16 protein-coding genes are annotated in these 11,563 nt (G+C 46.5%); all 16 read right to left on the bottom strand.

All coding sequences use genetic code 11. The annotated features are described in order from the left end of the window. Positions 1-198, bottom strand: a complete 198-nt coding sequence (gene rpmC, locus AC0LWN_RS27645; RefSeq protein WP_019908232.1) for a 50S ribosomal protein L29 — start codon at positions 196-198, stop codon at positions 1-3. Then, positions 188-622, bottom strand: coding sequence for a 50S ribosomal protein L16 (rplP, locus tag AC0LWN_RS27650; protein ID WP_019908231.1), 435 nt, complete (start codon positions 620-622; stop codon positions 188-190). The genes rpmC and rplP overlap by 11 nt, the downstream gene beginning before the upstream one ends. 2 nt (positions 623-624) lie before the next feature. Continuing rightward, positions 625-1,290 (bottom strand): 30S ribosomal protein S3, encoded by a 666-nt coding sequence (gene rpsC / locus AC0LWN_RS27655; RefSeq protein WP_019908229.1) that lies wholly within the window; start codon positions 1,288-1,290, stop codon positions 625-627. A gap of 13 nt (positions 1,291-1,303) precedes the next feature. Continuing rightward, on the bottom strand, positions 1,304-1,636 hold the full coding sequence (rplV, locus tag AC0LWN_RS27660) for a 50S ribosomal protein L22 (protein WP_019908228.1): 333 nt from the start codon (positions 1,634-1,636) through the stop codon (positions 1,304-1,306). A 31-nt stretch (positions 1,637-1,667) separates the two neighbouring features. Next, positions 1,668-1,946 carry a 30S ribosomal protein S19 gene (gene rpsS, locus AC0LWN_RS27665; protein WP_019908227.1) on the bottom strand — a complete coding sequence of 93 codons (279 nt, stop codon included), beginning with the start codon at positions 1,944-1,946 and terminating at the stop codon, positions 1,668-1,670. Positions 1,947-2,022: 76 nt separating this feature from the next. Then, positions 2,023-2,853 (bottom strand): 50S ribosomal protein L2, encoded by an 831-nt coding sequence (rplB, locus tag AC0LWN_RS27670; protein WP_458967396.1) that lies wholly within the window; start codon positions 2,851-2,853, stop codon positions 2,023-2,025. Positions 2,854-2,882: 29 nt separating this feature from the next. Further along, entirely contained in the window at positions 2,883-3,176 is a 294-nt protein-coding gene (gene rplW, locus AC0LWN_RS27675) for a 50S ribosomal protein L23 (protein ID WP_020427066.1), read from the bottom strand. Next, positions 3,176-3,799 (bottom strand): 50S ribosomal protein L4, encoded by a 624-nt coding sequence (rplD, locus tag AC0LWN_RS27680; protein ID WP_474671088.1) that lies wholly within the window; start codon positions 3,797-3,799, stop codon positions 3,176-3,178. Before rplD ends, rplW begins: the two co-directional genes overlap by 1 nt. Before the next feature lie 25 nt (positions 3,800-3,824). After that, positions 3,825-4,448: a 50S ribosomal protein L3 gene (rplC, locus tag AC0LWN_RS27685; RefSeq protein ID WP_074648785.1), complete on the bottom strand. Its 624-nt coding sequence runs from the start codon at positions 4,446-4,448 to the stop codon at positions 3,825-3,827. 41 nt (positions 4,449-4,489) lie between these two features. Beyond that, entirely contained in the window at positions 4,490-4,798 is a 309-nt protein-coding gene (rpsJ, locus tag AC0LWN_RS27690; protein WP_091072734.1) for a 30S ribosomal protein S10, read from the bottom strand. A gap of 214 nt (positions 4,799-5,012) precedes the next feature. Beyond that, positions 5,013-6,362: a protoglobin domain-containing protein gene (locus AC0LWN_RS27695; RefSeq protein WP_474671090.1), complete on the bottom strand. Its 1,350-nt coding sequence runs from the start codon at positions 6,360-6,362 to the stop codon at positions 5,013-5,015. A gap of 350 nt (positions 6,363-6,712) precedes the next feature. After that, positions 6,713-7,903, bottom strand: a complete 1,191-nt coding sequence (gene tuf / locus AC0LWN_RS27700) for an elongation factor Tu (RefSeq protein WP_458967401.1) — start codon at positions 7,901-7,903, stop codon at positions 6,713-6,715. A gap of 111 nt (positions 7,904-8,014) precedes the next feature. Beyond that, the gene (gene fusA, locus AC0LWN_RS27705; protein WP_458967402.1) at positions 8,015-10,093 is read right to left on the bottom strand and encodes an elongation factor G; all 2,079 of its coding nucleotides are present in this window, start codon (positions 10,091-10,093) and stop codon (positions 8,015-8,017) included. Between the two features lie 47 nt (positions 10,094-10,140). Further along, positions 10,141-10,611 (bottom strand): 30S ribosomal protein S7, encoded by a 471-nt coding sequence (gene rpsG / locus AC0LWN_RS27710; protein WP_019908219.1) that lies wholly within the window; start codon positions 10,609-10,611, stop codon positions 10,141-10,143. Between the two features lie 43 nt (positions 10,612-10,654). Then, a complete protein-coding gene (gene rpsL, locus AC0LWN_RS27715) occupies positions 10,655-11,074 on the bottom strand; it encodes a 30S ribosomal protein S12 (protein ID WP_474671092.1) in 420 nt (139 codons plus the stop codon). Between the two features lie 134 nt (positions 11,075-11,208). Beyond that, positions 11,209-11,460 carry a ribosomal L7Ae/L30e/S12e/Gadd45 family protein gene (locus tag AC0LWN_RS27720; RefSeq protein ID WP_019908216.1) on the bottom strand — a complete coding sequence of 84 codons (252 nt, stop codon included), beginning with the start codon at positions 11,458-11,460 and terminating at the stop codon, positions 11,209-11,211. Positions 11,461-11,563 lie beyond the last annotated feature (103 nt).

The raw sequence follows: 11,563 nt of genomic DNA on the forward strand, positions 1-11,563 counted from the left end.
TTAACTGATGCCAAGTACTCTTTGATGGATAACGGTTTTAGCACGAGCTATTTCCTTACGCACATCACGAATCCGAGTCGGGTTGTCCAGTTGGCCAGTTGCCAATTGAAAACGGAGATTGAAGAGTTCTTCTTTGAATCCAGCGATCTTCTGTTCAATCTCTGCAGTGGTTAAGTTGCGAAGTTCATTAGCTTTCATTTGCTTCACCACCCAATTCTTCACGTTTCACAAACTTAGTCTTTACAGGCAGCTTGTGAGCGGCAAGACGCATCGCTTCACGAGCGATTTCTTCCGACACGCCTCCGAGTTCGAACATAATCTTGCCCGGTTTTACCACCGCTACCCATTTCTCAACGTTACCTTTACCACTACCCATACGAACCTCAAGAGGCTTTTGAGTAATTGGCTTATCTGGGAAAATCTTAATCCAAACTTGACCGCCACGTTTGATATAACGTGTCATTGCAATACGGGCAGCTTCGATCTGACGGTTAGTAACCCAAGATGGTTCCAAAGCTTGCAGACCATATTGGCCGAAGTTCAGCTCAGTACCGCCTTTTGCCATACCCTTCATGTGACCGCGTTGTTGCTTGCGGTGTTTAACGCGTTTTGGTACCAACATGATTAGTTGCCTCCTTCCTGAGCAGCTTGTTTCTTAGCTGGGGGAAGAACTTCTCCACGGTAGATCCATACTTTTACGCCGATACGGCCGTAAGTTGTATGTGCTTCAGCCGTTCCGTAGTCGATATCGGCACGAAGCGTATGAAGTGGAACTGTTCCTTCGCTATAACCTTCTGAACGGGCAATCTCAGCGCCGCCAAGACGTCCGCCAACTTGTGTTTTGATTCCCTTTGCGCCGGAACGCATAGTTCTTTGAATCGCTTGTTTCAGAGCACGACGGAACGATACGCGACGTTCCAATTGTTGTGCAATGCTTTCAGCAACCAGAATTGCATCCAGTTCAGGGTGTTTGATTTCATTGATGTTGATGTGCACTTTTTTGCCGCCAGCGATAGTTGTAACTGCGCTGCGAAGTACTTCTACTTCCGCTCCGCCTTTACCAATTACCATACCTGGTTTAGCAGTGTGAATTGTTACGTTCACGCGGCTTGCCGCTCTTTCAATCTCAATGCGGGAAACAGAGGAATCCTTCAATTTACCTTTAAGGTATTCCCGGATTTTGACGTCTTCCATTAAAAGAGTACCGAAATCTTTGCCTGCATACCATTTAGATTCCCAATCGCGAATAATACCGATTCGGAGTCCGACTGGATTTACCTTTTGACCCACGTGTTATCCCTCCTTATTTCTCAGATACCACCAAAGTAATGTGGCTGGTACGTTTATTGATCCGGCTTGCGCGGCCCATTGCGCGCGGACGGAAACGTTTCATTGTAGGACCCTGGTTAACGAATACTTCGCTAACGAACAAGCTGTTCACGTCCATGGAGTAGTTGTGCTCAGCATTGGCAATCGCCGAGTTAAGCAATTTCTCAACTACAGGAGAAGCGGATTTTGGAGTGTGGCGAAGAATTGCAATTGCTTCCCCCACTTGCTTGCCGCGAATCAAGTCAACAACCAGTTTCGCTTTGCGAGCAGAAATCCGCACCGATCTTGCATGTGCTTTTGCTTCCATTGTTTTCCCTCCTCTCAAACGAAGAACTTAATTATCTTCTAGTTTTCTTATCGTCACCCGCGTGGCCTTTGTAAGTACGTGTTGGCGCGAACTCGCCCAACTTGTGACCTACCATATCTTCCGTAACGTATACAGGCACGTGTTTGCGGCCATCATATACACCAAACGTATGTCCGATAAACTGAGGGAAAATAGTTGAGCGACGGGACCAAGTCTTAACAACGACCTTCTTATCTGCCGCGTTCAATTCCTCAACTTTTTTCAGCAGGTAGCCATCGATAAACGGCCCCTTCTTTAAACTGCGACCCATGTATGAATCCTCCCTTCATCCGGTTCTTCAAACCGCGAATCGACGCTTCGCGCTAATCTAACTTGCCAGAAGCGTCTTATTTTGTGCGGCGGCGAACGATATATTTATCAGATGCCTTGTTTTTCTTACGCGTTTTGTAGCCGAGGGTTGGTTTGCCCCAAGGAGACATAGGCGATTTCCGTCCGATTGGAGCGCGGCCTTCACCACCACCGTGTGGGTGATCGTTAGGGTTCATAACAACCCCGCGCACTTCAGGACGTTGGCCAAGCCAGCGACTGCGTCCGGCTTTACCGATTTTGATCAACTCATGATCTTCGTTACCTACGGAACCGATTGTCGCACGGCATACGCTAAGAATTCTGCGTACTTCACCGGAGTTCAGACGAACGGATACGTATTTTTCTTCCTTACCAAGCAATTGAGCTTCTGTACCAGCAGCGCGAACGAGCTGTCCGCCTTTACCTGGTTTCAACTCAATGTTGTGGATAACTGTACCTACTGGAATGTTTTCCAGAGGAAGGCTGTTACCAATTTTGATGTCGGCTGTAGGGCCGGACTCGATCTTATCCCCAACTTTGAGGCCTTTAGGAGCGATAATGTAACGTTTCTCTCCATCAGCATAGTGGATCAAAGCAATGTTGGATGTACGGTTCGGGTCATACTCAATCGTAGCAACGCTACCTGGTATGCCGTCTTTAGTCCGCTTAAAGTCGATGATACGGTATTTACGTTTGTGTCCGCCGCCTTGGTGACGAACCGTAATTTTACCTTGGTTGTTACGTCCCGCTTTTTTGCTCAGCGGCGCAAGCAACGATTTCTCAGGCTGGTTTGTTGTAATTTCTTCAAACGTAGACACGGACATGCTGCGTCTTGCCGGAGAGGTCGGTTTGTACTTTTTGATTGGCACTATAGTTCCCTCCTTACTTCACAGAGTTATTATTCTACCGCTTCAAAGAATTCGAGCGGTTTGCTGTCCTGGCTAAGCTTAACGATGGCTTTCTTCCACTCTGGAGTATAACCAGAATATTTGCCATAGCGTTTCAGTTTACCAGGTACGCGCATTGTGTTCACACTAACTACTTTTACTTTAAAAATAGCCTCGACAGCTTTTTTGATTTCGGTCTTGTTAGCACGGATATCCACTTCAAAAGCGTACTTCAATTCGCTCATGTATTCGGATGTGCGTTCCGTAATCACCGGACGTTTGATAATATCACGAGGATCTTTCATTACGCGAACACCTCCTCTACCTTCTGAACTGCTTCTTTAGTGATAATCAGTTTGTCGTACGTCAGTACGTCAAGAACATTGATGCCGTCAGCCACCAGGAATTTCACCCCAGGGATGTTACGAGCGGAAAGAGCCACATTATCGTCATAGCTAGGAGCTACAATCAGAGCTTTGCTGCCCACTTTCAGGTTGTTCAAGATTGCTGCGAATTCTTTTGTCTTCGGAGCATTCATTGTCAGGCTATCCAATACGATGATGTCATTTCCGACAACCTTCGAGGACAACGCGGATTTGATGGCCAGACGGCGAACCTTCTTAGGCAGTTTCCAGGAATAGCTGCGTGGAGTTGGTCCGAAGACAACGCCGCCGCCTTTCCATTGCGGAGAACGAATGGAGCCTTGACGAGCACGACCTGTACCTTTTTGTTTCCAAGGCTTACGTCCACCGCCACGCACTTCAGAACGTCCTTTTACTTTGTGTGTTCCGCGACGAAGGGAAGCTCTTTGCATAAGTACAGCTTCATGCAGGACATGCACGTTTGGTTCAATCCCGAATACTGTATCGCTCAGTTCAACTTCGCCAACTTCGTTACCACTGATATTAAAAAGTGTTACTTTTGGCATTTCATGTTCCTCCTTTCTTCAATAATTATTTCTTTACGGTTTCTTTAACTTTCACGAAGCTGTTCTTAGGACCTGGAATTGCGCCCTTAACCAGCAACACATTGCGTTCTACGTCAACTTTGATGATTTCAAGCTTTTGAACCGTTACAGTTGTATGACCCATATGTCCTGGCAGGCGTTTGCCCTTAGGAACGCGGTTAGCTTGAATGGAACCCATGGAACCCGGTCTTCTGTGGTAGCGCGATCCGTGTGCCATTGGTCCGCGGCTTTGGCCCCAACGTTTGATAACGCCTTGGAAACCTTTACCTTTAGTTGTACCAGTCACGTCAACAAATTCGCCTTCAGTGAAGATATCAGCCTTCAGCTCTTGTCCAACCTCGAGTGCCCCGAGGTCAACACCGCGAATTTCGCGAACGTAGCGCTTAGGTGTTGCATTTGCCTTTTTGGCGTGACCCTGTTCAGGCTTGTTGGAGCGGCTTTCTTTCTTATCGGAAAAGCCCAACTGCACTGCTTCATATCCGTCGATATTCAGGTCTTTCTTTTGCAGTACCACACAAGGTCCAGCTTCGATAACCGAAACGGCAATTACATTACCTTCTGGAGTAAACACTTGAGTCATACCGAGTTTTTTTCCCAAGATACCTTTCATGTTGACACCTCTTTTCTTTTCCTAGTTGCTTAATAGTAGTATTACAATTTGATTTCGATATCTACACCGGACGGTAGATCCAAGCGCATCAAGGCATCCACAGTTTGTGGTGTTGGATTCACAATGTCGATCAGACGTTTGTGAGTACGCATTTCAAACTGTTCACGGGAATCCTTGTACTTGTGTACCGCACGGAGAATAGTAACAACTTGTTTCTCAGTTGGCAACGGAATCGGCCCGGATACACCAGCACCCGAACGTTTTGCTGTTTCAACGATTTTCTCTGCGGATTGATCAAGAATTCTGTGGTCGTATGCTTTCAAGCGGATACGAATTTTTTGCTTTGCCATTTTAGTCCCTCCTTCTATCGCCCAATTTATTATCGGACATACTCCGTGAAAATTTTCTGACGTCGACCTCATGGCAAAGGGGCCGGGTGTGTCAGTAACCTCTCACATCATCGCAACGTCTCAGAACAACATTTATTATTATATATAATAGGCAGGAACATTGCAAGCAAAAATGCAAAAACAGCGCATGATTTTTTCATACGCTGTTTCCCGCTCAAAGATTTTCCGTCGCCGACTTAAAATACTCTGCAGAAGCTGCAGTCTGCGCTGTTGTTGTTCCTATTCCTTCAATGGTCTGAATCAATACTTTTATCTCTTCTTCGACGGCCACGATCTCCTGTGTGCTGGACTGCATGGAATTCACTATATCACTGAACAGCTGGCTGGTCTCAATGGATTGAACTTTGCCGCTCTTCGTCAACTCCTGAACCTTTCGGATTTCTTCTACAACCTGTAAAGTGAGACTCCCCGATTGATGAGTCAGCTCTCCTATCCGCACAACCGTATTCTTGGTGTCCTCCGCCAGGCGGCTGACCTCCCCGGCAACTACACTGAACCCTTTGCCGTGTACTCCAGCCCTTGCAGCTTCTATAGTAGCATTGAGTGATAATATTTTTGTCTGATCAGCTATATCCTGCACGGCGGCAACAATTTTCTGAATTTGCTTGGAGGAACTGCTCAATTCATTCACCGAGCGTTCCATTGCGTGCGTACTTTCATAGATGAGGTTGATTTGGTCAGTAAGACTATCGAGATGTCCATGCCCCTCTGTGGCCATTCCCTGCGACTCCAGAGCAGACGCGGCAGTTCTCCTAAATGTATTGTTCACTTCATTACTGCTCGCCACCAGCTGCTCTACTGCTGCATTAGTATCAATGCTCAGATCTACAAGCTCACCGCTGAACTCAGCAATTTTTTGCTTCAGTTCATTTTTAACAGCTAAATATTGTTCTTCTTTCTCACGAATATTCTCTTTCTCATAAGCCTCGAGCACCAGCTGTTGCTCCAGATTCAGCAGCTTCGTCACTGTCTGAACAACCTTTAACCGCTCGCTGTCCTCGTTCGTTTCATTATATATGACTGTAATAAACACGTTTTGCAGGTTTTGAAAAGCAGACAAGTACCACTTGGGCTCCAAGCCTACCCGTTTATGGATTTTGGCAATAGCCAGGCGTTTGGCGATATATTCTTCATTCAAGTTCCCGTTAAAAATCTCGATAATATGTTCCCGAAGAGTCTTTTTGAGGCGTTCTATACTGCTGTGCTCCAGAATGATTGCTTCTAATTTGCTCACACCGAGTACAGTATTATAGAACTGATCGGTTATGTAGTCGATTTTCTTCTCTACAATGGGCTTCATTTGGCGTAATAAACTCAAGTCTTCTTCAGACAAGTCTATCATCCGCATCTGTTCGTTCAACTCATCATGGCCCTCTAGGGTATGATATGAAGCTTCAACCGTGTGGTTATAATCGTGACGGTCTATCGAGTGATTGGCAGGAGCCTCCTTGCTTGCATTACGCGAAGTCAAACCATGTAAAAAAGAAAAAGGACGCTTCCCCATGCTAACCTCCCTTAAATTCCTAATAATTAACATCAGTGTATAGAAATATTCTACTTTAAGAATGTGATAAATGCAAAGAATTTTAAGTAGTTTTTTGTAGAATATTGTTGAAAAATAGAGGTTTTATATATAAATATGTCGTTATATGTCGAATAATACTGACAGACAGTAGTTTCTACAAAATATATGGATTTCCATAATATCGACTTCCGCTAAATGGAGGAGTGCTTCCATATCTTTAATTTCTACTGTACGGTTATCATGCTGATTGTCGCAAAAAAAGCAGGGATTCTTCGAATGAAGAGTCCCTGCTTTTATAGTTCAGATCTATCCTAACGGATAGAGCCAAATTATTTTTGGATAGATGCTACAGTACCGGCGCCAACTGTACGGCCACCTTCGCGGATGGAGAATTTAGTACCTTCTTCAATAGCGATAGGGGAGATCAGTTGTACGGTTACAGTGATGTTGTCACCAGGCATAACCATTTCAGTACCTTCTGGCAGGTTGATGATACCAGTTACGTCAGTTGTACGGAAGTAGAACTGTGGACGGTAACCAGTGAAGAAAGGTTTGTGACGTCCGCCTTCTTCTTTAGTCAGAACGTAGATCTGAGCAGTGAACTCAGTGTGTGGGTTAACGGAGTTCGGTTTAGCCAATACTTGGCCGCGCTCGATCATGTTACGGTCAACACCACGCAAGAGTGCGCCGATGTTGTCGCCCGCTTGAGCGGAATCCAGCAATTTACGGAACATTTCAACGCCCGTAACAACGGATTTTTTCTTGTCTTCGTGAATACCAACGATTTCAACTTCTTCCCCAACTTTAACTGTTCCGCGTTCTACACGGCCAGTTGCCACGGTACCGCGGCCAGTGATGGAGAATACGTCTTCGACTGGCATCAAGAAAGGCTTGTCAGTGTCGCGTTCTGGCAGTGGGATGTAAGTGTCGATAGTTTCGAACATTTCAACGATCTTAGCAGCCCAGTCGCCATCAGGGTTCTGCAGAGCTTCACGAGCGGAACCACGAACGATTGGAGTGTCATCGCCTGGGAATTCGTATTCGTTCAGCAGATCGCGTACTTCCATTTCAACCAGTTCAAGCAACTCTTCGTCTTCAACCATGTCGCATTTGTTCAGGAATACAACGATGTAAGGAACGCCTACCTGACGGGACAACAGGATGTGTTCGCGAGTCTGTGGCATTGGGCCGTCAGCTGCGGATACAACCAGGATAGCTCCGTCCATTTGCGCTGCGCCAGTGATCATGTTTTTAACATAGTCGGCGTGTCCAGGGCAGTCTACGTGTGCGTAGTGACGGTTAGGAGTTTCATATTCAACGTGAGCTGTGGAGATGGTGATACCACGTTCGCGTTCTTCTGGAGCTTTGTCGATTTGGTCGAATGCTACAGCAGCGCCGCCGTATTTCTTGGACAGTACAGTTGTGATTGCAGCAGTCAGGGTTGTTTTACCATGGTCAACGTGACCGATTGTACCGATGTTAACATGCGGTTTAGTACGTTCAAACTTTGCCTTTGCCATTTGAACAGTTCCTCCTTATAATGGGGTTCCTTTATTTTAGAGCCACACCGGTACTTAAATTCTAGGGTGACTGAGTGTTAGAGGCCCGGGTGGCAAGTTAAAACAGTTTGATTACTCTGCGCCTTTGTTCTTGGAGACGATTTCTTCTGCGATAGTCTTAGGCACTTCTTCGTAGTGGGAAAGTTCCATCGAGAATACGCCGCGTCCTTGGGTACCGGAACGGAGTGTTGTGGAGTATCCGAACATTTCGGAAAGAGGTACCTTAGCACGGATAATTTGCGCACCACCACGGGAATCCATACCTTCGATTCTACCGCGACGGGAGTTCAGCATACCCATAACATCGCCCATGTATTCCTCAGGAACAGTTACTTCCACTTTCATGATTGGCTCAAGCAGGACAGGCTTACACTTGTCTTTAGCTGCTTTGAGCGCCATCGAGCCGGCGATTTTGAACGCCATTTCGTTGGAGTCAACATCATGATAAGAACCATCAACGATGGTTGCCTTAACGTCTACAAGCGGGAAGCCTGCAAGTACGCCGTTTTTCATTTGCTCTTCAATACCGGCAAGTGCAGGAGCGATGTATTCTCTAGGAACGGAACCACCGACAACTTTACTTTCGAATTGGCTGCCAGTACCTGGCTCGAGAGGTTCAAATTCAACCCATACGTGACCGTACTGACCGCGACCGCCGGATTGGCGAACGAATTTACCTTCGACGCGTGCTGGTGCCTTGAATGTTTCGCGGTAAGCAACCTGTGGTTTACCCACGTTGGTTTCTACTTTGAATTCACGGCGCATACGGTCGATGATAATGTCAAGGTGAAGCTCACCCATACCTGCCAGGATGGTTTGGCCAGTTTCTTCATCAGTATGCGCACGAAGAGTTGGATCTTCTTCAGTCAGCTTACCGAGAGCAACGCCCAATTTATCTTGGTCGGCTTTGGTTTTTGGTTCAACTGCGATTTCGATAACCGGATCAGGGAAGTTCATCGACTCCAGGATGACCGGATGTTTCTCGTCGCAAAGAGTATCGCCTGTACTTGTGTCTTTCAGACCAACTGCTGCTGCGATATCACCAGCGTAAACGATGGAGATTTCTTGACGGCTGTTAGCATGCATCTGCAGAATACGGCCGATACGCTCGCGTTTGTTCTTAGTAGCGTTCACTACGTAAGAACCGGATTCCAGGATACCGGAATACACGCGGAAGAACGTAAGTTTACCAACATAAGGGTCTGTCATGATTTTAAATGCCAGTGCGGAGAATGGCTCTTCATCCGAAGAATGGCGAACCGCTTCAGAACCGTCGTCCAGATGACCTTGAATAGCAGGTACATCCAGCGGGGATGGCAAGTAATCAACAACAGCGTCCAGCATAAGCTGAACCCCTTTGTTGCGGTAGGAGGATCCAACGATTACAGGGAAGATCTTAACTTCGCATACGCCTTTGCGCAGCGCGCCTTTGATCTCTTCGACTGTAATTTCTTCACCTTCAAGGTACTTCATAGTCAGATCTTCGTCGAGTTCTGCAACCTTCTCGATCAGCTCGAGACGCAGTTCCTCAACTTGTTCCAGAAATTCCGCCGGAATATCTGTAACTTCGATGTTTTGACCCAGATCGTCTTTGAACATATGAGCTTTTTGCTCAACCAGGTCAATGATACCAACGAAATCATTTTCTGCACCGATTGGCAGTTGGATTGCAACTGCGTTCGCTTGCAGACGATCACGCATGTCCTTAACAACGTTAAGGAAGTCCGCGCCGATGATATCCATCTTGTTAACATAAGCGATACGGGGAACGCCATACCGGTCAGCCTGTCTCCATACGGTTTCAGACTGAGGCTCTACGCCCTCTTTCGCACTGAAAACACCTACTGCCCCATCCAATACACGCAGGGAACGTTCAACTTCAACAGTGAAGTCAACGTGTCCTGGGGTATCAATGATATTGATGCGGTGACCTTTCCACGCAGCGGTTGTAGCAGCGGAAGTAATAGTGATCCCGCGCTCTTGTTCTTGTTCCATCCAGTCCATTGTAGCAGCACCTTCGTGAACTTCACCGATTTTGTGCGTACGGCCTGTGTAGAAAAGAATCCGCTCTGTGGTAGTAGTTTTACCAGCATCAATATGTGCCATGATCCCGATATTACGTGTATTTTTTAAGGAGAACTCTCTTGCCATGAATTGGGTCTCCCTTCAAAATATAGATTAGTTGAATGACCTTAATCCTACCAGCGGTAGTGAGCAAACGCTTTGTTCGCTTCAGCCATTTTGTGCGTGTCTTCGCGTTTCTTAACGGAAGCGCCTGTGTTGTTGGAAGCATCGATAATCTCAGCCGCCAAACGCTCTTCCATAGTTTTCTCACCGCGGTTGCGAGAGTAGTTCACGAGCCAACGTAATCCCAAAGCAGTACGTCTTTCAGGTTTAACCTCGATAGGTACTTGATAGTTAGCACCACCGACACGACGAGCTTTGACTTCCAAAACCGGCATGATATTCTTGATGGCAGCTTCGAAAACTTCCATCGGTTCTTTACCTGTACGTTCTTGAATCAGCTTGAACGAATTGTACAGAATGCTTTGAGCGACACCTCTCTTACCATCCAGCATAATGCGGTTGATCAAACGAGTAACCAACTTGCTATTATACAATGGATCCGGCAGTACGTCTCTCTTAGTAACTGGACCTTTGCGTGGCATGGATATCCCCCTTTCTTAAGTGGTTATTATTCGGATTCTGATCTTATTTCTTAGCTTTAGGACGTTTCGCGCCATATTTGGAACGAGCTTGCATCCGGTTAGCTACACCTGCTGTATCCAGAGCCCCACGTACGATGTGGTAACGAACTCCTGCAAGGTCTTTTACTTTACCTCCGCGCAGCAATACAACACTGTGCTCTTGAAGGTTATGTCCGATCCCCGGGATGTAAGCAGTCACCTCAAGACGGTTCGTCAAACGAACACGGGCATACTTACGAAGCGCAGAGTTTGGTTTACGTGGAGTCATTGTGCCTACACGAGTGCATACACCGCGTTTTTGCGGAGCGCTCAAATTCGTAGCCTCACGCTTCAGGGCGTTGAACCCTTTTTGAAGAGCAGGAGATTTGGATTTGTCGACTTTGGCTTGACGGCCTTTACGAACCAATTGGTTAATAGTTGGCATTGTTGTGCCACCCCCTTCCTGAAGTAGTAATCTATTTATGAACGTTAAGTCCACAGACCCAGGTGGTTCATAAAAAGACAAATGAAAAGTTCTTGCTACCGAAGTGTACCCCCGGTACAAAAACGTTTCTCTTGCTATTGTTTTAAGACGGCTGCCATAGCAGCACCAACTTCTATACCGCAGGCTTTGCCCAAGTTCAGCATGGTATCCACATAAGTGACCTTCACGCCTTGTTTGTTGCAAAGCAATACAATTCTGGAAGTAAGCCGTTGATCTCCGTCCTCCGCCACATAGACTTCTGCAGCTTGGCCCAACTCTACCGCCTTGACGGTTTGTTTGGAACCGATCTTGACCTGAGCATCCTGCAGTCCCATATCATCAGTCATAATAAAAGCTTACCTCCAATGATTAAGAATAACAAGGCTACTCACGCACCTTAGACATATTAGCATTATCATAAGTTGATGTCAAGAAAATCGGCAATAAATT

The sequence above is a fragment of the Paenibacillus sp. sgz302115 genome, from assembly GCF_056120445.1.